General features: G+C 65.9%; 20 protein-coding genes. 13 read left to right on the plus strand and 7 right to left on the minus strand.

Annotated elements, in window-relative coordinates:
• Position 1: 1 nt before the first annotated feature.
• The 8 genes from BM337_RS01625 to BM337_RS01660 all read left to right on the plus strand — a co-directional run bounded on the left by BM337_RS01625 (position 2) and on the right by BM337_RS01660 (position 11564).
• Positions 2-1255, plus strand: a complete 1254-nt coding sequence (locus BM337_RS01625) for a P-loop NTPase (protein WP_089813275.1) — start codon at positions 2-4, stop codon at positions 1253-1255.
• Entirely contained in the window at positions 1252-1902 is a 651-nt protein-coding gene (mobA, locus tag BM337_RS01630) for a molybdenum cofactor guanylyltransferase (RefSeq protein ID WP_177227103.1), read from the plus strand. Before BM337_RS01625 ends, mobA begins: the two co-directional genes overlap by 4 nt.
• Before the next feature lie 452 nt (positions 1903-2354).
• The gene (locus BM337_RS01635) at positions 2355-3374 is read left to right on the plus strand and encodes an SGNH/GDSL hydrolase family protein (RefSeq protein WP_089813279.1); all 1020 of its coding nucleotides are present in this window, start codon (positions 2355-2357) and stop codon (positions 3372-3374) included.
• 299 nt (positions 3375-3673) lie between these two features.
• On the plus strand, positions 3674-4687 hold the full coding sequence (locus tag BM337_RS01640) for a potassium channel family protein (RefSeq protein ID WP_089813281.1): 1014 nt from the start codon (positions 3674-3676) through the stop codon (positions 4685-4687).
• A 129-nt stretch (positions 4688-4816) separates the two neighbouring features.
• Entirely contained in the window at positions 4817-7111 is a 2295-nt protein-coding gene (locus BM337_RS01645) for a heavy metal translocating P-type ATPase (RefSeq protein WP_089813283.1), read from the plus strand.
• Positions 7112-7192: 81 nt separating this feature from the next.
• Complete coding sequence (locus tag BM337_RS01650; protein ID WP_089813286.1) at positions 7193-7813, plus strand: universal stress protein; 621 nt, start codon at positions 7193-7195, stop codon at positions 7811-7813.
• Positions 7814-7997: 184 nt separating this feature from the next.
• The gene (locus BM337_RS01655) at positions 7998-10760 is read left to right on the plus strand and encodes an aconitate hydratase (RefSeq protein WP_394327761.1); all 2763 of its coding nucleotides are present in this window, start codon (positions 7998-8000) and stop codon (positions 10758-10760) included.
• Between the two features lie 249 nt (positions 10761-11009).
• Positions 11010-11564: a DoxX family protein gene (locus tag BM337_RS01660; protein ID WP_089813288.1), complete on the plus strand. Its 555-nt coding sequence runs from the start codon at positions 11010-11012 to the stop codon at positions 11562-11564.
• A 9-nt stretch (positions 11565-11573) separates the two neighbouring features.
• Here the strand turns inward: BM337_RS01660 and BM337_RS01665 are convergent, their stop codons facing one another.
• Entirely contained in the window at positions 11574-12434 is an 861-nt protein-coding gene (locus BM337_RS01665) for a hypothetical protein (protein ID WP_089813290.1), read from the minus strand.
• Positions 12431-13024 carry a flavodoxin domain-containing protein gene (locus BM337_RS01670; protein WP_089813292.1) on the minus strand — a complete coding sequence of 198 codons (594 nt, stop codon included), beginning with the start codon at positions 13022-13024 and terminating at the stop codon, positions 12431-12433. Before BM337_RS01670 ends, BM337_RS01665 begins: the two co-directional genes overlap by 4 nt.
• Before the next feature lie 256 nt (positions 13025-13280).
• Here BM337_RS01670 and BM337_RS20880 point away from each other — a divergent pair, with 256 nt between their 5' ends.
• Positions 13281-13421 carry a hypothetical protein gene (locus BM337_RS20880; RefSeq protein WP_177227104.1) on the plus strand — a complete coding sequence of 47 codons (141 nt, stop codon included), beginning with the start codon at positions 13281-13283 and terminating at the stop codon, positions 13419-13421.
• 482 nt (positions 13422-13903) lie between these two features.
• Complete coding sequence (locus BM337_RS01675; RefSeq protein WP_089813294.1) at positions 13904-14251, plus strand: DUF7344 domain-containing protein; 348 nt, start codon at positions 13904-13906, stop codon at positions 14249-14251.
• A gap of 212 nt (positions 14252-14463) precedes the next feature.
• Here BM337_RS01675 and BM337_RS01680 read toward each other — a convergent pair whose 3' ends face one another.
• Positions 14464-15255 carry a 2-oxo acid dehydrogenase subunit E2 gene (locus BM337_RS01680; protein ID WP_089813296.1) on the minus strand — a complete coding sequence of 264 codons (792 nt, stop codon included), beginning with the start codon at positions 15253-15255 and terminating at the stop codon, positions 14464-14466.
• A gap of 77 nt (positions 15256-15332) precedes the next feature.
• Positions 15333-16247, minus strand: a complete 915-nt coding sequence (locus BM337_RS01685; protein ID WP_089813298.1) for a CPBP family intramembrane glutamic endopeptidase — start codon at positions 16245-16247, stop codon at positions 15333-15335.
• A 174-nt stretch (positions 16248-16421) separates the two neighbouring features.
• Between BM337_RS01685 and BM337_RS01690 the strand changes: the two genes are divergently transcribed.
• Positions 16422-16691 carry an AbrB/MazE/SpoVT family DNA-binding domain-containing protein gene (locus BM337_RS01690; protein ID WP_089813300.1) on the plus strand — a complete coding sequence of 90 codons (270 nt, stop codon included), beginning with the start codon at positions 16422-16424 and terminating at the stop codon, positions 16689-16691.
• A gap of 9 nt (positions 16692-16700) precedes the next feature.
• Positions 16701-17180 (plus strand): type II toxin-antitoxin system VapC family toxin, encoded by a 480-nt coding sequence (locus BM337_RS01695; RefSeq protein WP_089813302.1) that lies wholly within the window; start codon positions 16701-16703, stop codon positions 17178-17180.
• A gap of 335 nt (positions 17181-17515) precedes the next feature.
• On the opposite strand, the gene BM337_RS01700 is transcribed toward BM337_RS01695, so the two are convergent.
• Both BM337_RS01700 and BM337_RS01705 read right to left on the minus strand, forming a co-directional pair.
• The gene (locus BM337_RS01700) at positions 17516-17941 is read right to left on the minus strand and encodes a chemotaxis protein CheW (protein WP_089815505.1); all 426 of its coding nucleotides are present in this window, start codon (positions 17939-17941) and stop codon (positions 17516-17518) included.
• A 5-nt stretch (positions 17942-17946) separates the two neighbouring features.
• On the minus strand, positions 17947-18888 hold the full coding sequence (locus tag BM337_RS01705) for a methyl-accepting chemotaxis protein (protein ID WP_245778582.1): 942 nt from the start codon (positions 18886-18888) through the stop codon (positions 17947-17949).
• A 2809-nt stretch (positions 18889-21697) separates the two neighbouring features.
• Between BM337_RS01705 and BM337_RS01710 the strand changes: the two genes are divergently transcribed.
• A complete protein-coding gene (locus BM337_RS01710; protein ID WP_177227105.1) occupies positions 21698-22378 on the plus strand; it encodes a helix-turn-helix domain-containing protein in 681 nt (226 codons plus the stop codon).
• A 128-nt stretch (positions 22379-22506) separates the two neighbouring features.
• Here the strand turns inward: BM337_RS01710 and BM337_RS01715 are convergent, their stop codons facing one another.
• The gene (locus tag BM337_RS01715) at positions 22507-22815 is read right to left on the minus strand and encodes a DUF8065 family protein (protein WP_089813306.1); all 309 of its coding nucleotides are present in this window, start codon (positions 22813-22815) and stop codon (positions 22507-22509) included.
• Positions 22816-22838 lie beyond the last annotated feature (23 nt).

Below are 22838 nucleotides of genomic sequence, written 5' to 3' on the forward strand. Positions count from 1 at the left end.
GATGTCAGTCCCAGACACACAGCTGTCCGAACAGGTCGAATCGGCGCTCCGCCGGGTCGAGGACCCGCGGATGGAGATGAATGTGTTCGAGGCCGGTCTCGTCGAGGCCATCGACGTGGACGACGGGGACGTCGTCGTCGAGGTGGCACTGGAGGAGTTCGGCCCGGAGGCCGGCACCGGCGTCACCCGGGCCGTCCTGGCCGCCGTCTCGGACGTCGACGGCGTCGAGGGCGCCCACGTCGAGCCGGCGTCGACCCCCTCGCTGGACGACCCGGTCGGAATGGCCGAGGTGGACACCGTCGTCGCGGTGGCGAGCACGAAGGGCGGCGTCGGCAAGTCCACCGTCGCGACCCAGCTGGCCTGTGCGCTGGCCGGCGAGACGGACGCCGCGCTGTTCGACGCCGACGTGTACGGGCCGAACGTCCCGTCGCTGCTCGGCGTCGAGGGACCGATCCGCGCCGACGCGGACGACCGCGCCGTCCCGGTCACCGCCGGGCCGCTGCAGGTGATGAGCGTCGGCCTCATGACCGAGGGCGAGGGGCCGCTGGCCTGGCGCGGTGCGATGGTCCACGACGCGCTGACGGAGCTGTTCGAGACGACTGCCTGGGACGACCCCGAGGTGCTGGTCGTCGACCTGCCCCCCGGCACCGGCGACGTCGCGCTGACGACGCTCCAGGAGGTGCCCGTCGACGGCGTCGTCTTCGTCACGACGCCGTTCCACACGAGCGTCGAGGACACCCGCCGCAGTCTCTCACTCTTCGAGGAGAACGGCGTCCCGGTGCTGGGCGCCGTCGTGAACATGGACCACTTCGCCTGCGAGTGTGGCCGCGAACACGACCTGTTCCCGCGGGGCGACGTCGCCGAGGCCCTCGACGTGCCGATACTCGCCGAACTCCCCTTCTCCCACGACCTCCAGCGCCGGCCGACGCCCGGCGACGCCCCCGACGCGTTCGTCGACCTGGCCCGCGAGGTCCGCGAGGCCGTCGCCGAGTACGACCGCATCGACGTCCCGGACGACGCCGTCGACCTCCGGGGACAGCCGCCGGAACGCCGGTTCGACCTGGTCCGCGAGGGTTTCGAGGAACGAGCGCCCGGTGAGCCCTTCGTCCTGGTGAGCGACAGGGACCCGGCGCCGGCGGGCGAGTTTCTCGTCGAACTCGTCGACGGAACGGGTGAGCCGGCCGACGTGTTCTCGGCCTTCGACGTCCAGCGCCACGGCGTCGACCAGTGGGTCCTCCGGGCCGTCCACCAGTGACCGACCGCTCCCCGGCCGCCGGCGTCGTCCTCGCCGGCGGCTACTCGACGCGATTCGGCGAGCGGGACAAGGCGCTGGCTCCCGTCGACGGCACGCCGATGCTCCGCCGGGTCGTCGACCGGGTCGGCCGGGTCACCGACGCCGTCGTCGTGAACTGCCGCGCCGGCCAGCGAGAGGAGTTCGCGACGGTGCTGGCCGACTGCGACGTCCCGGTCGCGTTCGCCGTCGACGCCGTCCCCGACGAGGGACCGCTCGTCGGCCTCGCCGGCGCCCTCGCCGTCCACGACGCACCCGAGACCGTCCTCGTCGCCTGCGACATGCCGTTCGTCGACCCGGCGTTCCTCTCCTTCCTCCGCGAGGAGCGCGCGGCCCGCGACGCCGACGCGGCCGTGCCCTCCCAGGGTGAGGATATCCAGCCGGCGCAGGCGGTTCTGGGGACTCGCCGTGCCCGTCGAGCAGTGCGAGCGGCGATCGCCGCTGGACAAACGAGCCTCCAGTCGCTCTACGACCGGCTCGAGACGGTCAGTATCGACGAGGAAGCGATCACGTCGCGCGGGTTCGAGCGGAGTCTCGTCGACGTGAACACGCGGGACGTGCTGGCTGCTCGATGCCGTCGCCGAAAAACCCCGGGAAGAGACCGACGATAGCAGTGTCAGAGGCTATGCGGGGACTCCCAGGGGGCCCATTGCCAGTTGTGCTGGCGTGTGACCCTGGAACGTCCGTGGTAAAGAACGCCGATGCCGAACTTCTGGGTCGGAAAACGGTCCCTGTGATCTCCCGTCGTCACCGTGGCTGGCCGGGCAAACAGTGTCGACCACGCGCTCACGAACACGTCGCGGTTGTGAGCGTCGAAAAGGCCCCGGTACGATGGCCTGTGGGGTGGATTGGGGGTGGGTGGCTATCGACGGCCGGGGCGTCCCATGCCAGTACTTGTGCGTGTACCAGCGTTTTACACTTGGTGTTGTAACAGATAACCCCTCCGAAAGAATTCCCGGCACGGGACCGGTGTGAGCCGACGCCAGGTCGACTTCAGCAAGTGCGAGACGGCCTGTTTCCAACAGAACCATGTGGGCGGTCCCCGACTGGTAATCCGATTTAGATGACGGGGGAGGTGTATCCGTCGGTTTCGTTGCACAACGTCGCGGAGACAGTGCCCGCCGAGTGGGACGCGGCCGGTGACAGGCTCTGTCGCGTCCCGGCCGACGTCGGCGCGGAACTGAACGAGATGGCCAGCGACCGAGTTCGCCACCCCACCGGGAGCGAGGTCCGGTTCGTCCCCACCGAGGAGGCGGCAGAGATCGAGGTCACCATCTCTGCGGTCGAGCCCACGCACGTCCGCGAGTTCTGGGGCGAGTTCCAGCCGTGGGAGCCGACCGAGATCGGCCCCGAACCGCAGACGCTCACGTTCACCGTCCCCGAGCGACTCCGGGAACTCCCCGCGAGCGACGGGACGGGCTGGTTCGACCCTCGCGTCTGCCGGATCCGCTTCGATCGCCGGACGGCCGCGGCGATTCACGACGTCGCGGGCGCCTGTCGCCCGCCGACGGCCGACGAACTGCCCGCCCACCGGTACCTCGCCTACGGGACGTCGATCACCGAGGGCGCCGCGGCGTCGGCGCCCCACACGGACTACGTCACCCACGTCGCCCGCGACTGTGGCTTCGACGCGCTGAACTTCGGGAGTTCCGGGTCCGCCTACTGCGAGGCGGCGATGGCCGAGTACATCGCCAGTCGCGGGGACTGGGACGTCGCGACGCTCGCGCTCTCGGTCAACATGGCCAACACCGGCGGCTTCGACCCCGCGGTGTTCCACGACCGCGCCGAGACGTTCGTGAACACCATCGCAGCGGCGCACCCGGAGAAGCCGATCGCCTGCGTGACGCTGTTCCCCTACTTCGACGACCTCGTCGACTCGGGCGACGCCGACCACGCCGCGGCCTACCGCGAGTCGCTGCGCTCCATCGTCGCCGAGTCGCCCCACGACAACCTCTCCATCGTCGAGGGGCCCGAACTGATGGAGATATCCGGGCTGGCCGCTGACCTCCTCCACCCGGGCGACGCCGGGATGGAGGCCATCGGCCGTGGCCTGGCCCGCCACCTCGACGAACGAGTGGAGTGAGTTTCGCTGGACGCCGACCTGGCGCGGATCGAACGCGGTCGAACCGTCTCGCGTCGCCGGCGCGGGACGGCGATCCCGCCGTCGTCGTCGGACGGTTCCGTGGCGGTTCCCCGTAGGTGGCCCCGACCGTGACCGGGCTCCCGGTCCCTCCACCGCCGGGGACTTCTGGTTGGCGATCCAACAGGATACTATGCCCGTGTCATCACTGGCGTCGACCGCCCCGACCAGTCCCGCGAGCGAGCGAGGAGTCACGACGACGCCTGACCGCCAGCGCGGCTCACACCGCCGGAGGTAGCCGCATGGAGGCCACGTATCTCGTTCTCGGTGTGCTCGTCCTCACGGTCGTCACGGCGGATCTGCTGTGGACGACGCTGTGGGTGGAGGGCGGGGCCGGCCCGCTCACGACGCGACTGATGTCGTGGACCTGGAAGGCGATCCGGGCGGTTGCAGCCGACAGGCCGCGGGTACTCTCCCTCGCTGGGCCCCTCGTCCTCGTCGCCAGTCTCGCGACGTGGATCGCGCTCCTCTGGGCCGGCTGGACCGTTCTCTTCGCCGGCGGTGAGAACGCCCTCTTCGACACGCGCGACGCAGGGCCGATCTCCTGGGTCGAGCGGTTCTACTTCGTCGGCTACTCGGTGTTCACGATGGGCAACGGCGATTTCACGCCGCGGGACGGGGTCTGGCAGGTCGTGACGGCCCTGACCACCGGGAGCGGAATGCTCTTTGTCACCCTGAGCGTCACCTACGTCCTCTCCGTCCTCGGCGCCGTCACCCAGAAGCGCGCGTTCGCGAGCGGTATCAGCGGTCTCGGTGACCGGAGTACCGATATCCTCGAGACGAGCTGGGACGGCGACGAGTTCCGGGGCCTGGGGGTCACGTTGAACGCGCTTTCCTCGGAGCTCGACACCCTCGTGTCGAACCACAAGGCGTACCCGGTTCTCCACTACTTCTACAGTCCACAGGCCAGCCGGGCACCGGCCCGGAGCATCGCCGTCTTCGACGAGGCGCTCACGCTCCTCCGGTTCGGCGTCCCCGAACGGCACCGACGTGCTCCGCTGGCTCTCGCCGGGGCGAGATCGAGCGTGCAGAGCTACCTGGACACGCTCGACAGCGCCTTCGTCGAACCGGCGGACCAGGCCCCGCCCGACCCGGAGATCTCCGCCCTGCGCGACGCGGGCATCCCGACGGTCTCCGACCAGGAATTCAGGCGGTCGGTCGACGCGCTCGACGACCGTCGACGGATGCTGCTGGGGCTCGTCACGTCCGACGAACGGCAGTGGCCGGGTGGTGCGTCGGGGTCCTCCAGCGACTGACGCTGCGGGCTTCCGCCTCGCGTCTCGGTGACGGTCCGCACCCGCGCCTCGGCTCTCAGTGGGGCCGGGGAGACCTCCTCGCCCATACATCCATCACTCTCGACACCGTACGGTCAGGCAAGAGACAGTATGGACGACCGTTCTGCCGACGACGGAGACTCGCCACCGGACGACTCCCATCGGCACGACCCTGGCGAGACCGCCGACGGACGAGACGCCGAATCCAGGGTCGAACAGTCGATGCTCGAAGACGAGGCGGACGCCGACGAGGCCGGGCGGGAAGTCCACGAGCGGTCAGCCCACGCGATGGGCCACGGCGGAGACGGCGACCACGCGGAGCACGACGGTCACGGTGAGCGCTACGGCGACCACGCGGACCACGACGGCCACGGCGATGGCCACGGCGGCATGCACGAGGGCCACGAACAGCTGTTCCGCCGGCGCTTCTTCGTCTCGACGCTGCTGTCCATCCCCGTCCTGTTGTACAGCGAGACCCTGCAGGCGTGGCTCGGCTTCTCCGTCCCGGCGTTCCCCGGCAGCGAGTGGATCAATCCGGTCTTCGCAGTGGTCGTCTTCGCGTACGGTGGCGTCCCGTTCCTCCGGATGGCGGCGCCCGAGCTGAAGGACCGGTCGCCGGGGATGATGACGCTCATCTCGATGGCCATCCTCGTCGCCTTCGCCTACAGCCTGGCGAGCGTGGTCTACCCGACCCAGTCGGCGTTCTTCTGGGAACTCGTGACGCTGATCGACATCATGTTGCTGGGCCACTGGATCGAGATGCGCTCGGTCCGCAGGGCCTCCAGCGCGCTCGACGAACTCGCGAAGCTGCTGCCCGACACCGCCGAGCGGATCACCGGGTCGGGCGAGACGGAGGAGGTGCCCGTGAGCGACCTCTCTGAAGGGGACCTGGTGCTCGTCCGCCCCGGCGCGAACGTGCCCGCAGACGGCGTCGTCGAGGAGGGCGACTCCGACGTGAACGAGGCGATGATCACCGGCGAGTCGAGGCCAGTCTCGAAGGAGCCAGGCGACGAGGTCATCGGGGGCACGACCAACGGCGACGGGAGCCTCCGGGTGCGGGTCGACGCGGTCGGCGACGACTCGACGCTCGCTGGCATCGTGCGCCTCGTCGAGGAGGCCCAGGGCAGCGAGTCCAAGACGCAGGTCCTGGCCGACCGGGCCGCGGGGTGGCTGTTCTACGTCGCGCTGGGGGCCGCGGCCGTCACCGCCGTCGGCTGGACCGTCGCGACGTCGTTCGACGCCGCCGTCGTCGAGCGCGTGGTCACCGTCCTCGTCATCGCCTGCCCGCACGCGCTGGGGCTGGCCATCCCGCTCGTCGTCGCCATCAACACCTCGCTGGCGGCCCGCAACGGGATGCTCGTCCGCGACCGGGCCGCCATGGAGCAGGCCCGCAACCTCGACACCGTCGTCTTCGACAAGACCGGGACGCTGACCGAGGGCGAACACGGCGTCGTCGGGACGGCGACCGTCGACGGCGTCGACGAGGACGAGGCGTTCGCGCTGGCCGCCGCCGTCGAGGGCGACTCGGAGCACATGATCGCCCGCGCTATCCGCGAAGCTGCCGCCGAACGCGGGGTCGAAGTCCCGGACGCGAGCGACTTCGAGGCGATCAAGGGCCGGGGCGTCCGCGCCACTGTCCACGGTGACGAGCTCTTCGTTGGTGGCCCGAACCTGCTCGACCAGCTCGACAGCGACGTTCCCGACGAGTTGCAGAGGTTCGCCGACGAGGCCGGCGAGAACGCCCAGACCGTGGTGTATCTACTACGGGCGGGTGAGCCGATAGCGGCGTTCGCGATGGCCGACGTCGTCCGCGAGTCGAGTTTCCGGGTCGTCGACGCGCTCCACGATCTGGGCGTGGAGGTGGCGATGCTCACCGGCGACTCGCAGGACGTGGCCAGCGCGGTGGCCGACGAACTGGGGATCGACACGGTGTTCGCCGAGGTGCTCCCGGAGGACAAGGACGGCAAGATTCGGGAACTCCAGGACCAGGGCAAACTGGTGGCGATGGTCGGCGACGGGGTCAACGACGCGCCCGCGCTGGCCCGGGCCGACGTCGGGATCGCCATCGGGAGCGGCACCGACGTCGCCGTCCAGTCGGCCGACGTCGTCCTCGTCCAGAACGACCCGATGGACGTCGTCCGGCTGGTCAAGCTGAGCCGGGCCAGCTACCGGAAGATGCAGGAGAACATCGTCTGGGCTGCCGGGTACAACGTCTTCGCCATCCCGCTGGCCGCGGGCGTGCTGGCGCCCATCGGGATCCTGCTCTCGCCGGCCGTCGGCGCGCTGTTGATGTCGCTCTCGACGGTGATCGTCGCCGTCAACGCGCAGTTGCTCCGCCGGGTCGACCTCTCCGTCCCGGGTCTCCCCGGCGTGTCGCCGCGCACCGACGCCCGCCCGGGGGACTAGTCGCGGTTCGCTCGTGCTCGCCACGTCGCCACCCACCGGCGGAGGCCTGCTTTCTTACCCCCGGAGAACGTTGAGTTCTCTATGTACGAACGGATCCTCTTCCCGACCGACGGGAGCGCCGGCACGGCCCACGTCGCCCTGCAGGCGATCGACCTCGCCCAGCAGTACGGCGCCACGATACACGTCCTCCACGTCGTCGACGAGGACCTCCGCGGCCTCGTCGAGGGGCTCTCCGGCGAGGACGCACTCGAGACGGAGGGCAAGCGCGCCCTCGAACGCATCGAGCAGATGGCCGAGGCCCACGGCGTCGACGTGACCACGGCCATCGAAGAGGGAGACCCCGCCGAGTCTATCGTCGCGTACGCGGACGATATCGACGCCGACCTGATCGTCGCGGGGACCCACGGCCGGACCGGGATCAAACGACGCGTCATCGGCAGCGTCGCCGAGCGCATCGTCCGCAACGCGACCTGTCCCGTGATGACCGTCCGCCTCGGGGAGACGGACGTCACGGTCGACTCGAAAGAGGAGGCGCGGGAGCTCGCGGCCGCCGCGCTCGAACGGGACGGCCTCGACGCGACCGTCACCGGCGTCGAGCGTCAGGTCAGCGTCTGGGTCGTCGACGCCGAGAGCGACGACTCGTCGTCCGTCGTCTACGTCGACCCGGTCACCCAGCGAACGAGCGTCATCGACCGGGACTAGCGGACCGCCCGGACCCCTGCGCCTCGTTGCCCGCATACGAACGGTTCTCCCGCACACGAACGGTTCTCGGCGCGTGAGATTGGGGGCGTCATTGATATCGCCCTGGTACGAACTTCCACACATTGTGACTGAAGTACCATTCGACGCGGTTCGCGAACTCGACGTCGACGGAACGACCTACCGGATGGCGGACCTCACGGTCCTCGAAGACGAGGGCCTGTGCGACCTCGACGACCTGCCGGTGAGTATCCGGATCCTCCTGGAGTCCGTCCTCCGGAACGCCGACGGGGAGACGATCACCGAGGACGACGTCCGGAACGCGGCCGCCTGGGAGCCCGACGTCCCCGACACCGAACTCCCGTTCGGGCCGTCGCGGGTCGTCCTGCAGGACCTGACCGGCGTTCCGGCCGTCGTCGACCTGGCGGCGCTCCGGTCGGCCGTCGAGCGCGAGGGCCGGGACCCGACGCTCGTCGAACCGGAGGTCCCCTGCGACCTGGTTATCGACCACAGCGTCCAGGTCGACTACTTCGGCTCCGAGGACGCCTACGAGAAGAACGTCGACCTGGAGTACGAGCGCAACGCGGAGCGATACCGGGCGATCAAGTGGGCCCAGGGCGCCTTCGAGAACTTCAACGTCGTCCCGCCGGGGACGGGCATCGTCCACCAGGTCAACCTCGAACACCTCGGGCGCGTCGTCCACGCCCGCGAGCGGGACGGCGAGCAGTGGCTCCTGCCCGACACGCTCGTCGGGACGGACAGCCACACCCCGATGATCGGCGGCATCGGCGTCGTCGGCTGGGGCGTCGGCGGCATCGAGGCGGAGGCGGCGATGCTCGGCCAGCCCATCACGATGAAGCTCCCGGAGGTCGTCGGCGTCCGACTCGAGGGAAAACTCCCCGAGGGCGCGACGGCGACCGACCTCGTGCTCCACATCACCGAACAGCTCCGCGAGGTGGGCGTCGTCGACCGGTTCGTCGAGTTCTTCGGCCCCGGCGTCGGGAACCTCACCGTGCCCGACCGGGCGACGATCGCCAACATGGCCCCCGAACAGGGCTCGACCATCAGCATGTTCCCGGTCGACGAGGAGACCCTGGCGTATCTCGAACTCACCGGCCGGGACCCCGACCACGTCGACCTCGTTCGCGAGTATCTTGAGGCCCAGGGGCTGTTCGGAGAACAGGAACCCGAGTACACCGAGGTCGTCGAGTTCGACCTCTCGACCGTCGAACCCAGCCTCGCGGGACACAAGCGCCCGCAGGACCGCATCCCGATGGGCGACGTGAAAGAGAGCTTCCGCGGCCTGCTCCACGGACAGTTCGCGGACGACCTCGACGCCGTCGACGAGGACGCGCTCCAGCGCTGGCTCGGTGAGGGCGGCGCTGGCAGCGACGTGGCGTCCGACGGCGGTATCGAGAGCGACGGCGGCGTGACGGCCGACGCGACCGCCGACGAGGCCGTCGACGGCGGGGAACTGCCGCCGCTCACGAAGCGCGTCGAGGTCGACCTGGACGGTGAGACGGTCGAGATCGGCCACGGTGACGTCCTCGTCAGCGCCATCACGAGCTGTACGAACACCTCGAACCCGTCGGTGATGATCGCGGCCGGACTGCTCGCCCGTAACGCCGTCGAGCGGGGCCTCACCGTCCCCGACTACGTGAAGACGAGCCTCGCACCGGGCAGCCGCGTCGTCACGCAGTACCTCGAAGAGTCGGAGTTGCTCCCGTATCTCGAAGAACTGGGCTACGACGTCGTCGGGTACGGCTGTACGACCTGTATCGGCAACGCGGGTCCGCTCCCCGACGCCATCGAGGCGGCCATCGACGACCACGACCTCTGGACGACGAGCGTCCTCTCGGGGAACCGCAACTTCGAGGCGCGCATCCACCCGAAGATACGGGCGAACTACCTGGCGAGTCCGCCGCTGGTCGTCGCCTACGGCCTCGCTGGCCGGATGGACGTCGACCTCGAACGCGAGCCGCTGGGGACCGACGCCGACGGCGAGCCAGTCTATCTCGACGACGTCTGGCCGGACGCCGCGGAGGTGCAGGCGGCCATCCACGACAGCGTCTCGCCGGCGATGTTCGCAGAGAAGTACGCCTCGGTGTTCGAGGGCGACGAGCGCTGGGCGGCCCTCGACGCGCCGACCGGCGACGTGTACGAGTGGGACGACGACTCGACGTACATCCGCGAGCCGCCGTTCTTCGAGGACTTCCCGCTGGAGAAACCCGGCGTCGCGGACGTCGCAGACGCCCGCTGTCTCCTGGCGCTGGGCGACACCGTGACGACGGACCACATCAGCCCCGCCGGGCCGTTCGGCCCGGACCTCCCCGCCGGCCAGTGGCTGCTCGACCACGGCGTCGAACCCCACGAGTTCAACACCTACGGCTCGCGCCGCGGCAACCACGAGGTCATGATGCGCGGCACGTTCGCCAACGTCCGCATCGAGAACGAGATGCTCGACGGCGTCGAGGGCGGCGAGACGATCCACCACCCGACCGGCGAGCAGACCACGGTGTTCGAGGCGAGCCAGCGCTATCGCGAGGACGGCACGCCGCTCGTGGTGCTTGCCGGCGCGGAGTTCGGGACCGGGTCCAGCCGCGACTGGGCGGCGAAGGGGACCGACCTGCTGGGCGTCCGCGCGACCATCGCCGAGAGCTACGAGCGCATCTACCGGGACAACCTCGTCGGCATGGGCGTCCTGCCGCTCAAGTTCCGGGACGGCGACTCGTGGGAGTCGCTCGGCCTCGACGGGTCCGAGGTGTTCGAGATCCACGGCCTCGACGACGGCCTGGACGTGATGGACGAGCTGACCGTCGTTGCCGAGCGGGACGACGGCTCGACCGTGGAGTTCCCGGTGACGGCGCAGGTCGGCACGCCGGCCGCCGTGAGCTACGTCGAACACGGTGGCATCCTCCACGCCGTCCTCAGACGGCTGCTCACCCAGTAAGACCGTCACGTCGGACGGCTGCTCACCCAGTGAGGCCGTCACGGTGGGCGGGAACCTGCCGGCCACGGCGAGTCGGAATCTGCCGACGCGCCGTGGCCGGCCGCGATCTGGCGTCCTCTCCGTCACCGGCCCGTCGACGAGGGTACCGGAATCGCCACCAGGCGGCCGATAGCGAGCCTGGAGACCGGCTCCGAACCCGTCTTGGCGGTCATACTTAAGGGGCTCTATACTGTGGTCTTTGGCCACGCCATGTCTTCACAGGAAGTCCGACTAGAGAGCACGGTGGCCGGGTTCACTGCGAGCGGCAGGTTACACACGCTGAGCGTCTGGTTCATCCTCGCGCTCAGGCTGATGATGGGAATCGCGTTCTTCCAGAGCGGGTTCAGCAAGGTGCTGTCCGGGGAGTTCAGCGCCGCCGGCTACCTCACCGGTGCCGTCCCGAACAGCGGCAGTCCGGCCGCCGACCTGTTCCTGGCGATGGGCCAGTCGGACGCGTTCGTCGCGTTCGTGAACGTCGCCGTCCCGTGGGGTGAGGTCCTCATCGGCCTCGGCCTCATCTTCGGCGCCCTGACGCGCCTGGCGGCGTTCTGGGGCGCGTTCATGATGCTCATGTTCTACCTGGGCAACTGGGACATCAGTCACGGCTACATCAACGGCGACTTCGCGTACATGCTCACGTTCCTCGCCGTCGCCGCCTTCGGCGCCGGCCGCATCCTGGGTCTGGACGCCTACATCGAGAACTACGACGTGGGCGGCGAGACGCTCGTCGAGCGCTATCCCTGGATGCGGTACATCCTGGGCTGAACAGGGCCGCTACTCTCCCGCCGTCTCCGAGGTCGGCCGCTCCCGACGTACCCGCTTTTCGCCGTCTATCGCGAGCAGGAATCGAGTCACCAGCACCAGGCTCAGGAGTGTCAGCGTCCCGAAGATGACGATCTGGGGGAGGGGAACTGGCTGGCCGTCCCGGATCACGAACCAGACCATCGCCAGCACGGCACCGCCGAGCGTGGCGACTTTCACCAGCAGCACTGCCGTGAAGGCGTATCCCCAGGGGTCGCGTCGCCAGAGCCGGTACGCCGAGAGCGCGAACGCGGGTACGACGACGCCCAGATCCAGTGAGTAGATGGCCGACGTCGGGAGGTCCGCCTCCGCAATACTCGGTGGCGTCGTCCCCGCGAGCGTCGCAGGGAGTATCTCGGCCAGCCAGAGGCCGCCGACGAGGACGACCAGCAGCAGCTGGAAGGCGACCGCTGGCCACACCGACCGCTCGCCGACGGCCCGTTTCAGCTGTCCGGCGTCGAGCCGGGCCATCCCGGCGACGAACGTGTAGAGCGTCAGCCACAGCAGCGCGACGTACGCCAGGTAGAGTTCGTTAAATGCGGTCATGAACGCGTACGAGGCGTACGTGTACAGCAGGTACCCAGTTATTCCGAGCCACGCGACGTACCCCCGGAGCGAGCCCCGGGTCGCGTAGAACAGCGCGACGGCGTATGCCGGGACGGCGACGGCCAGCGTCAGCAGGTCCTGGCCGTACACCTGCGGGAGGAGCACCGGCGCGTCGCGGTAGAAGCCCGGGACGAACAGGCCGACGGCCGCCGCGAGAGTCGTCAGGGCGAGTACCGCGACCGAGGCGGCGACGGACGAGCGCGGAACCGGCGCCTGACTGGCCGTCATTCCGACTGCCCGTCCGCCCCGCTCGCGCCGCCGTCGGGGGCCGCGACGCCGAGGCGCCCCTCGACGAACGCGGCGACGTCGTTCGCGAAGTCGTCGACGGCCTGCCAGTCGGTGAACTCGACGTCCTCGCTGGTGTCGACGTCGGGCATCGACCGCTTCACGACCTGTCTGACCAGCAGGCGCTTGAGGAAGCCGAACTCCGAGAAGCGCAGGGCGCCGCCGAACTGGGCGATGCGGTCCGGATGCCAGCCGGTGTCCTCGAGGAACTCCTCGACGTAGCCGGCCGCCTGGGCCGCGCCCTCCTCGGTGGCCGACGACATCGACACCTGGAAGAAGGCGGTCGGCCGTTCGGCGAGGGCCTCGCGGTTCGCCGTCACGAAGTCGACCACTTCGGACTGGTGTTTGCCGGCGTGGATGGACGACCCGACCAGCACCGCGTCGTAGTCGCCGACGTCGAGGTCTGTCGGCACTTCGTCGGCGTCGACCGCCGTCGCGTCGTGACCCCGCTCGCCGAGTGCGTCGACGATGCGGTCGGCTATCCTGGCCGTTTGGCCTTCACCGGTACCGTAGCAGACGAGGAACGAACTCATAGTTCGAGGTTGGAGTGCGAACACGATAAAGTGTTGTCAGGACGGGCGCGAGTGAACCGGTCCGCAACGAAGGTCGGGTCCTGCCAGGACGCTTCGTGCAGAACTCGCCGCCGCGGTGGTCTCACTACGCGCTCGCTCGGACTACCGTCCTGATCGGTTGCTCCCCAGCCGGTTCCCGGATGACGTCACACGTACGCGAGTTAATATATTATCCCGCAACTACACGTCCGTTCCGCCTCTCTCTGTGGGTGGACTAATGGCACGCTATCCGCGGCCCGCACGGAGTTCGGCCCTGAAGTGCATCGCCTGCAACGCGCCCGTCGTCAGGACGGTCGACGACGAGTTCACCTGCGTCGAGTGTGGCGAGAATCCGATCCGACACCGCGTGTCCGGCTAGGATCCGTTCTCTCGACGTGGGCGGGGGGCTTACCCACCTGGTAAGCCACGCCGAACGTCTCCGTTACCGCGTCTCCGTCGGGAGACGCGCTGTCGCCGCTGCGTCTCCCGATCGAAATGTAATCTGTAAAGTTATACACGTTAGTCGGCGTACAACCATTACACACTACACCCTCTGATTGAACGCCGGCGTCCCAAACCCGGCACCACCCACCTTCCCAACCCACCACTGACGCCCGCCGTGGAGGCCGCTTCTCTCCCACGGCGCGTTTTCGCCCTCACACGACGTCGTGCGGATCTGTTCTGTCTCGTCGCCAGTGTCTTCTCGGTTGGTGTCACCGGCTATCGGTGACGGTCGGGACCGAGGTCGATCCCCGTCTGGCCCTTCGCGTCGCTCCTGTTGGCCGTCGACATCCGATATCCAAAGGACCTAGGCGCGCTTCCTTTGATACCCGGTAGCGTACGCCGTACCGAGGACGCCGTATGGAAGGCACGGAGGTGTTTCGAGCGCTGGGAAGCGCGGATCGCCAGATCCTCCTGTACGAACTGGTGACCACGGACGGGCCCGTGAGCGAAGCGGCTCTGGCTCGCACCGTGGCCGCCCGGCGCCACCAGATCCCGCGCGAAGCGGTGCGTGAGCCGACGGTCCATCGCGCTCGCATCCGACTGGTCCACATCCACCTCCCGATGCTGGTCGACATGGACGTCGTCGTGTGGGACGGCGACGAAGTCGCGCTCACCGAGGACGCGTGTCGAGAGCGGTTGCTCGAGGCCGCGGACGTGATCGGCGCGTGGCCCCCGGACGACACGCTGGCGTTACCATTCGGCTGATGCCGGCCGTCGTCCCGGTGTGAACCTCCCGCTGGGGCAGTGCAGTCCGGTCTGGTCGACTGGTGCCACCTCGGCCGCGTCAGCAGCGGTCGACTGGTGCCATTTCGGCCGCGTCAGCAGACCCAGTCCGTGGGTGAACACGCGACCGTCGCGTTCGGAGTGCCGGTGGCATCGCGATACTATCGAGCGCCGGTTTCGGCGCCGTTCACGGCTCACGTCTCGGGTTCCACGCCGATCCCGTGGGCCGCCTCGACGAGTTCCGTGAGCCGCTGGACGAACCGGGCTGCGGGCGCACCGTCGACGACGTCGTGGTCGACCGTCACCGTGAGGTCGAGATACTCCCGGGGTTCGATCTCGTCGTCGACGACGCCCGGCTTCCGGTCGATCCCACCGACCGTCAGCTGGAGCGTGTAGTTGGTCGGGCTGATCCCCCAGCCCCCGCCGGTGCCGAACATGCCGATGGCGGTCACGGCGACGGTGCCCGCGACCCGCTTCCAGTACCGGGGAAACAGCTGTGGGAGTCGCCAGAACTGCCGTCGAATCGGGCCGGGGAGCCGGAGGCCCAGCGAGGCGAGCCCGGTCTGGCGCCCCTTTCCCGGCTCCGTCTGGGCCGCCCGGATATCGTCGTGGATCGACCGGAGCGACCGCCGGTTCGCCGCTCTGACGACGTGCGGGACGCCGACGCGCTCGCCGCCGATCTCCCGTTCGACGAGGACGTTCACGTCGACGTCGTCGAACCGGACGACGCGTCCCCGCCAGTCGCGGTAGACGTGCACCGCCGGATGGTCGTCGATGGCCCGGGCCAGACAGTACACGAGGAACCCGGTGAACGAGAGCCGTTCGCCCGTCTCCGCTTCCCGGTCGCGGATGCGCCGTCGTGCCTCGGTGACGTCGAGTTCGACGAGGCCGTGAACGACGCTGCGCCGGCCCGCGGCCCGCATGTAGTCTCTCGTCCCGCGCCGCTGGATGGAAGGGGGCTCCCCGCGGTCGCTGCCGTCGGTCATGGTGTGTCTAGGTCGCCACGACGCATACCTCTTGATCCGTCCGCGGCTGCCCGGCCGTGCGGACGCGTATCGCTTCGTCAGTCGCTGCCGGTTGACGGGCCGTCCGGCTCGAGACCGACCACTTCCAGGCCAGGGGATTCGCGACTCGACAGCCGCCGGGCCCCGTAGGCGGCGACGATACCGAGTGCGAGGACGACCATCGGGACTGCACCGGTCACCTCGGCGAGCAGGTTCAACGCCGGGTCCGGGACGCCACCGGGCGCCAGCGCCTCAAGGTCAGCGGGGTGGAAGATACCCATCGCGTTGACGCCCGCGTGGAAGACGGCGACGGCGAGGACGCTGCCTCCCGTGCTGTTGTACATCCAGGTCCAGAGGATGGAGCCGGCCAGGATCGAGACGATCCAGAGCAGTTGCTGGGAGAGCGGCCAGTTGCCGTGCGTCGTGGTCGCGTTGAGAAAGAGTGGCAGGTGCCAGCCGGCCCACGCGACGCCGACGACGACGCTCGCGGCCAGGGCGCTGTACGTCTCCTGGAGCATCGGGAGCATGAACCCGCGCCAGCCGAGGTCCTCCTGCCCGCCGCCCCAGACGGTCCCCCAGGCCAGCGCGAACAGGTAGATGCCCGGGAACGGGAACGCGCCCAGGTCGACTGGACCGCCGAGCGCGACGAACAGCAGGCTCCCCGCGGCCAGGATGACGAGCGGGAGGCCCAGCGCGAGCGCCCACCACTTCGCGCCGATGCGCCATTTGAAGAACTGGCCGACCCACTTCCGAAAGTCGCCGCCGCTGGCCCAGATGACCACCGCGGCGCCGACCGGTGGCCCGAACCCACCGAAACCGATGAGGATCGACTGGGTCCACGACGCCTCCATGCCGCTGACCAGCAGCGCGCCCTGGATCACCCAGGTGAACGCGTAGGCGATGCCGACGAACGACGCGAGGCGATGGCGGTCGATCCACGCCCGGACGCCGGAGTCGCTGGAGGTGTCGGTCATCGGTCGTCGGTCAGGGACTGGTGTTTCGATGCGAGGGTTTCGACGTCTGGAGTTTGCATGCTCGGAATACGCCCAGATTCGTGAAATAGGTCCGTCCCCGTTCTCGTTCCTCACGGTAGCGTGGACGAAAGGACTTTATATGTCAGAACATTAGTGGGAATCAGGTGATTGAGGATGGGAAAGACATCGTCGGGAGCGAATCGCGGAGAGCAGCTTACTCTCACTGTAGACGATAGAGGGCGTGTAACCCTCCCGAAAGAAGTTCGTGAGCGGCTTGGAATAGAGTCGAACGACGAGATCCCGGCCACTCTCGTTGGATCCGTTCTGGAGGTCAACCCGAAGCCGAGCGCCAAACTGGAGACGGCGACCGCTGATCGGGACGACTGGGAGAACACGACGCCCACCGACGCGGGTGAGGCCCTCTTTGGACCGATGGATCGGTGAGGTATCGAGATGGATTCGTCTCTTCCGGCAGAGGTGGCAATTCTCACCGACGTAAACGTTCTCGCTATCGGACTGACCGACAATCATCCCGCGTACGACGACGTCTATCCGTGGATTCAGCAGGCCCTCGATGGTCCAAATACCCTGCTCGTATTCGATTACTACCCGTTCCGAGCGCAGTATATTATGACGAGCGATTTCGGAGTGGATGCAGTCGAGGCACGCAACGCGATTCAATCGCTCGTGCAGAGCCCTGCCCGGATTGTAAGTGCCACTGAGACAACGATCGCTGAAGCGTACGAAATCAGCGCGGAGAAAAATCACGACGTGTACGACTCGTTCGTCGTTGCACTCGCGCGGTCATATGACGCCGACTACCTGCTTACCACCGATGACGATTTCGACGAACTCTGTGACGGCGAGGAGGTCGAATATGCTAATCCGATACCGGGGGAGAAACGAGGGGCGCTAACATTCGCTGACGGATGAATCAGTTGCGTACGGCTGCCTGTTCGTCATTCGCGGTCCCACTATTGTTCGTCTTTCATGTGTGAATGCGGAAACGACGTTGAATCCCACCGCGAAAACGACGGTTCGCTCAAAGGACTAGCCTGCTCGTCTCGTCTTCTTCGATCGCTTCTCAGGTTTCCTCGGCGTCGGCCAGCATCGCGTCGAGTCGGTCTCCCAGAAAGACGCGAGCGCCGCTGTCTGTTCCTCGGAGCGACGGGACCGACAGTGTATTCGAACGACTGTGAACACGACTCCCGGAGAACTGATCGATAGAGTGACCGATCCGTGAGCCACGGGTGGCCACTCGTTCCCTCTCAGAGGGAAATGCCGTTTGGATCGACCCAGATCACGAACTCGTCGTCTCGATGGAGGATCCCACGGACGGCGTCGTTACTCCCCGCCAACGCGTCACCGACTTCGGTTTCGTCGATTTCGGCGACCTGGGTCACCTCGTTGACGATCCAGCCGACCGCACCGTCGTCGACTTCGGCCGGGTCGAAGACGAGAATCGATTCTGCGTCGCCCGTGTCCTCGATATCGAACACGATCTTCGGGTCGATGATCGACGTCGTTCGGCCGCGCAGGTCCATCATCCCCTTGACGTGCGCCGAGGCGCCAGGGATGGGCGTGATATCCCTGACGTTTGCGACTTCGGTGACGTAGCGAACGTCGACACAGTACATCTGCCCGCCGAGCGTGAACTCGATCTTCTGCGTCTGTGAGTCCTGAGCGGTGGCCATCTCGGTCACTGCTCACTCGCTCCTGCCCGGAGCCGCCGTTCGACCTCCCGTAGTTCGTTGACCTTCGCCGATTGTTGCTCCGACGCGGCGGCAACCTGCTCGACTTCAGAGGCGATCTCGTCGGCGTTGTCGGCCGTCTCGTCGACGACGCTCGCGATCTGTTGCGTGCTCGCCGCCTGGTCGTCGGTGGCGTCGGCGACCTCGTCGATACCCTGTTTCACTTCCGAGACGGCGTCGTCGATGTCCCGGAGTTCCTGGACGGCACTCTCCACTTCGTCAGTCCCCGTGTCGATGCGATCGGTCGCTTCGTCCAGACTCGTCACCGTCTCCGCGGTCGTCGCCTTGATCCGATCGACCGTGTTCTCGATCTCCGTCGACCGCGCCTGTGAGTCCTCCGCGAGGCTCTTTACTTCGTCGGCGACGACGCTAAACCCTCTCCCGGCGTCGCCGGCCCGCGCTGCTTCGATGCTGGCGTTCAGCGCCAACATGTTGGTCTGGTCGGCGATGGCGTTGATCACAGAGATGATGCCGTCGATCTCCTCGACGTGTTCCTGGAGGACCTGGAAGTCCTCACCGACTTCGGTGGCAGCCGTGTCGACGATCTCCATCGCCTCGATGGCCTCGTCGGCGGACTCGCGCCCGCGACCGGCCCGCCGCTGGGCGGCTTCACTGGACGCGCGCACCTGCTCTGCCCCCGAAGCGATCTCTTCGACGGTCGCGCTCAAGTTCGACATCTCACTGGCGACTTCCGTGAGACTCGCTGCCTGGTCGCCAGACATGTCGCTGATTTCCTGGGCGGACACGGCGATGTCACCGGCCGCCTCGTTGATCTCTTCGATCGCGGTGGTCAGTTCCTCGGCTGCTTCGTCGCGATCGATCTTCTCGTCTGCCGATGGTTCGACAGGACGGGACGCTGCATCGGCATCTCCACGTGATTCTAAGGACACTACACTCGATTCTCCAATATGGGACGAAAAAGATACCCTCCCGAGTATCATCTGTGCGAAACTGACGGGTGAATGTACACGATCTGTGGTTAAACAGTGGGGTGCCGACCACTGCCGAAAAGGCGGACGACAGACTTCGCATCCTGCATGGTTTCCCGTCTGGATGCACTCCCAGCACGGAAACTCGTCGGGGAGGAGGGTCACTCGCAGTCGTCCTGTCGCGTATCAGCCTGCCGCGACCTGTCACGTTGCGGGCGCGTCCCAGGGTGGACGACCAGGAGATACTACTACAGAGGCCCGAGTTTCCGGTCGCAGAAGAGTACACTCCACACCTCAGAACACGTGAAACAGGGTCACGACCGTCGAACGGAATTCACGGCCGTCGAACGGGGCACTAAGCGCAGCTAGTTACGCCATCTATTCTTCACGATCGGCAGTATAGCCCGGTAGAATAGTTCTCTCGACTGTCTCGGGCTGTGTGTGAGAGCCGGTACGCACCGTGGACAAGCACCAATGTCTGATACGATATCCCAGATACAGACGGTTGTACGCCTGATTTCGGGCCATTTGGAATTACTGCACGCCACTACTTTGGGGCAATTTCCACGCGCTGAGCGCCGCTTACTATAAATCGCAAGACGGAAATCGATTGTGAAGCACACATCCGCCTCAGCGCTAGACCTGGTTATAGCGTCGGTGGCCCAGCGCTGGTCGTGAATTCCCGTCTCACCCCTTCTGAGGCCCGTTTCAGACCATTTGGGCCGTATAACTGGCACTGCCTCCATCGTTTCTGCCCGCTCACACACGACCAGCGTCCCCCGGTGAGAGGTCTCCTACCGGCCGAAAATACCGATCGTGAAAATGCGGGGAGACACCAAGAATCGGTTTACAGTGCTTGGAAGCGATGTCAGTTTCTCTCGGTGGCCGTGTGTCTGTAGAGTCGAAACAAGGGTGCGTGGGCGACTCCCTGTGCGATCCATATTACAGCCATCCCGTCGTCGCAACTGCACGTCGCAGTCGTGAACTCCGGACAAGGTGCCAGAATCCGAGGGGCAACTCAGGTCTCCTGCAGGACTGGCACGTCCTCAAGCTTCGGTTTCTCGCCATCCGCTTCCGGTTTATTTCTCGCGGTGAGCGCGTCTTCGTCTGCCGTCCCCGAGTCGACGCTGGCATCGGTGCGTCCTGATGATGTTCCTAGCCATGCGCATCTCTGTCACGTCAAAGCACTCCCGGCGACCGAACTGAGAAGGACTGGCACAAACGCAACCGAGTTCATAATATTTCTTAACTTTCACGTTTGCTCACGAGCATAGTCTGGATCACTGGCTCCTATCCAGATGAATCTCCTCGGTGGTCTTGCAGGAATCTGTACCGTTTCCGCGTCGGCAGCATCGCGTGTGGCACAGGCCGATTTTCCATTGTAGTTTCCAAAACCGTCCTCACGCCTGCAGTACTGTCGAACGGTTCTCTGTACCGGTCTGCAATCCTGGATACCAATTCATAATCGGCCTAAACGTCCGGGAGAGAGCCATCTACAGAATGCGTCCCCGAACTAGGAGCAGTAGCGAGGAGAAACAGGTGGACGTCAACACCTGCGAAACCAACGACCAGTGAGGAGGGCCAGAAATCGCTTCTGGGCGTCTTAACGTCACATTTAGCTGTGGAACTCGGAAACCGTAATCGCCAGACGGAAACCGTGTATGAAGATTTTGCTCCGATAATCGACGAATCGGTAGGATCACCGCGATCGAGGAGTAGTTCATTCGCTGATGTCTGCACCAAACGGTCCATCGCGAACAGCCGGTGGGAGCGTAAACTGACGACGAGAATGGTCGGAATTGGGAATGGCGATGTGACAGAACACGCCAGAGACGGATGGTGACGTGCGCTCGCATGTATTCTGCTTCGAGGTCTTTCGAGAGTGGAACGTCTATCCACCCGAGCAATTTCCATGAGTCATCTGGTTCCATTTCCACCGGTGTCGTCACTCGCTGAGACGACGGACGATCGATCGCGAATCAGCCCGCTTGACGACCGAAAACCACCAGATGGAAACCGATTATGAAAATCACGCCAACCGGGCCGACCGGGAACTTTAGAGGCAACTTCTACATACTTTGGCGACTTCTGACGACCGATCGATTCACTCCCATCTGCGCCACTCTCCTTCATCGTTCGAAATACGAAATGTCCGATTTTCTACTCCTGAGTGTCTAATATTCCGGTTTTGCTTGATCCCACACCGGTCATTTGCTATCGAGCCAATCTTCGACGGACGTCTCGACGTCGTTCGGAGGGCACTGAATATCCTGGTCGGACCGGATCTGATCGGCTGCTTCGACGATCGCGTAATCACCAGACGCGAACCGATTATGAAACTTTCACTACCTGCTTTCGGTCCCTCTCTTGCTCTGTCGAGATAGGACTCGCCCGTCTTCGCGTCGCTGCTTCGCTTCCTGGCCGTTTGTCCGCCTGATCCCGCTTGCTACGAATTGGTTCCTAGTTCTGTCGTGACGCGACAGGGAGTGATCCCCCCGGACGTTTGACCCGATTATGAACATCGGATTACTGGCATAGATCGGTGAATACGACTGCTGGGACGAACTGCATCTCTTTCTCTAGTTTTGTCCGTCTGAAGTGGGACGGTGCCCACTCCAAACGGATTCTTTGTGAGGGGTTTGTGGCCTCGAGTGTGCACTCTCCGAATATCCCTGGGACTGAGAGATAGCTCCGTCCTCTCTCAAGTTTCGTAGAGTCAGATGAGCGAAAGGACTTTGTAGTTTAGTTATCTCTGTACAGATAACGAGCGATGATGGAGTACGTCGACGACACCGCAGCGAAGATCGTGTTAGCCGCGAGTGACGGCGACTCCATTCGTCGTATCGCCCAGAAGATCGACGGTACCTATTCGTGGGTCTATTCCTGGATCGAACGCCTGGAAGACGTCGGTATCGTCGAACGCAACGACGGCGTGTTCGTGACGTCCCCCGACGTACGCGAGGGGTACGCCCAGCTCGTGGCGGCAATTAGTCGGCAGACTCCCCCGACCGTCGCGGAGGCGTACGTCGTACCGCACTTCGCACAGATGCCGTTCGCGTACACGAAAATCGACGCCGTCTACGTTTGGACACACGGCGGCTACCAGATCGCACGTGGTGACGATGCCTATCCCGTATTCATCCGCGTTCGAGAGACTGATATCGAACGCTGGGAGTCGTTCTTCGACCGGTACGACGTTCCGACTACCGTCTCCGAACGCGACGATAGCGTCATCGACGACACGTCGGGCAGCATCTATTACAGTTTACAGCCGACGACCGAGTCTATCGACCAGGAATGGGTCGACGGCTCTCCGGCAATTCCATTGTCTGAGACGATAGAGTACATGGAAGCGTATCGCTGGAATTTCGAACCGGCGTTACAGATGATCGCCGACGAGTACGACATCGACATCGACGTCGATCGGCCCGAATACGCTGGACCAGAGTGACAATTCCCAGCGGGTGACATCGAGCGCGTGCGAACGTTTCTCCGAAAACAGCGAGCACAGCTCGACTGAGGTGATACCGATCTGATCCAGACGACTCCCGGTGGGCTCGACCGGCTGGTCGTACTCGACTACTGGACTAAATCGCTCGTCTCGTCTTCTTCGATCGCCTCTCGGGTTTCCTCGGCGTCGGCCAGCATCGCGTCGAGTCGGTCTCCCAGAAAGGCGCGAGCGACGTCCTCGTCGATTTCAGCCCGCTGGTACTGTGTGAACACGGCTGCTTTCTCTTCGCCAGTCGTCACCTCGCGGAGAATCCTCGTGACGCCCCGGCGTCCGAGTTCGTCCCTGTCGACACCCCGATATTCGTCGAGGACGTCGACGGCGTCGCTCACCGCCTGCCCCTGGAATCGGAACGTATCGGACCCGGAATTCTCTCCCATAGTTCCTGAGATGGGGCACTTCG

This window comes from Halomicrobium zhouii (assembly GCF_900114435.1).
GTDB lineage: Archaea > Halobacteriota > Halobacteria > Halobacteriales > Haloarculaceae > Halomicrobium > Halomicrobium zhouii.

What these genes read in the sequence shown, in the direction of transcription:
- BM337_RS01625 (WP_089813275.1), top strand. Translation starts at nt 2, where the DNA reads ATGTCAGTCCCAGACACACAGCTGTCCGAACAGGTCGAATCGGCGCTC.
- BM337_RS01635 (WP_089813279.1), top strand. Translation starts at nt 2,355, where the DNA reads ATGACGGGGGAGGTGTATCCGTCGGTTTCGTTGCACAACGTCGCGGAG.
- BM337_RS01640 (WP_089813281.1), top strand. Translation starts at nt 3,674, where the DNA reads ATGGAGGCCACGTATCTCGTTCTCGGTGTGCTCGTCCTCACGGTCGTC.
- BM337_RS01645 (WP_089813283.1), top strand. Translation starts at nt 4,817, where the DNA reads ATGGACGACCGTTCTGCCGACGACGGAGACTCGCCACCGGACGACTCC.
- BM337_RS01650 (WP_089813286.1), top strand. Translation starts at nt 7,193, where the DNA reads ATGTACGAACGGATCCTCTTCCCGACCGACGGGAGCGCCGGCACGGCC.
- BM337_RS01655 (WP_394327761.1), top strand. Translation starts at nt 7,998, where the DNA reads ATGGCGGACCTCACGGTCCTCGAAGACGAGGGCCTGTGCGACCTCGAC.
- BM337_RS01660 (WP_089813288.1), top strand. Translation starts at nt 11,010, where the DNA reads ATGTCTTCACAGGAAGTCCGACTAGAGAGCACGGTGGCCGGGTTCACT.
- BM337_RS01665 (WP_089813290.1), bottom strand. Translation starts at nt 12,434, where the DNA reads ATGACGGCCAGTCAGGCGCCGGTTCCGCGCTCGTCCGTCGCCGCCTCG.
- BM337_RS01670 (WP_089813292.1), bottom strand. Translation starts at nt 13,024, where the DNA reads ATGAGTTCGTTCCTCGTCTGCTACGGTACCGGTGAAGGCCAAACGGCC.
- BM337_RS20880 (WP_177227104.1), top strand. Translation starts at nt 13,281, where the DNA reads ATGGCACGCTATCCGCGGCCCGCACGGAGTTCGGCCCTGAAGTGCATC.
- BM337_RS01675 (WP_089813294.1), top strand. Translation starts at nt 13,904, where the DNA reads ATGGAAGGCACGGAGGTGTTTCGAGCGCTGGGAAGCGCGGATCGCCAG.
- BM337_RS01680 (WP_089813296.1), bottom strand. Translation starts at nt 15,255, where the DNA reads ATGACCGACGGCAGCGACCGCGGGGAGCCCCCTTCCATCCAGCGGCGC.
- BM337_RS01685 (WP_089813298.1), bottom strand. Translation starts at nt 16,247, where the DNA reads ATGACCGACACCTCCAGCGACTCCGGCGTCCGGGCGTGGATCGACCGC.
- BM337_RS01690 (WP_089813300.1), top strand. Translation starts at nt 16,422, where the DNA reads ATGGGAAAGACATCGTCGGGAGCGAATCGCGGAGAGCAGCTTACTCTC.
- BM337_RS01695 (WP_089813302.1), top strand. Translation starts at nt 16,701, where the DNA reads ATGGATTCGTCTCTTCCGGCAGAGGTGGCAATTCTCACCGACGTAAAC.
- BM337_RS01700 (WP_089815505.1), bottom strand. Translation starts at nt 17,941, where the DNA reads ATGGCCACCGCTCAGGACTCACAGACGCAGAAGATCGAGTTCACGCTC.
- BM337_RS01710 (WP_177227105.1), top strand. Translation starts at nt 21,698, where the DNA reads ATGATGGAGTACGTCGACGACACCGCAGCGAAGATCGTGTTAGCCGCG.
- BM337_RS01715 (WP_089813306.1), bottom strand. Translation starts at nt 22,815, where the DNA reads ATGGGAGAGAATTCCGGGTCCGATACGTTCCGATTCCAGGGGCAGGCG.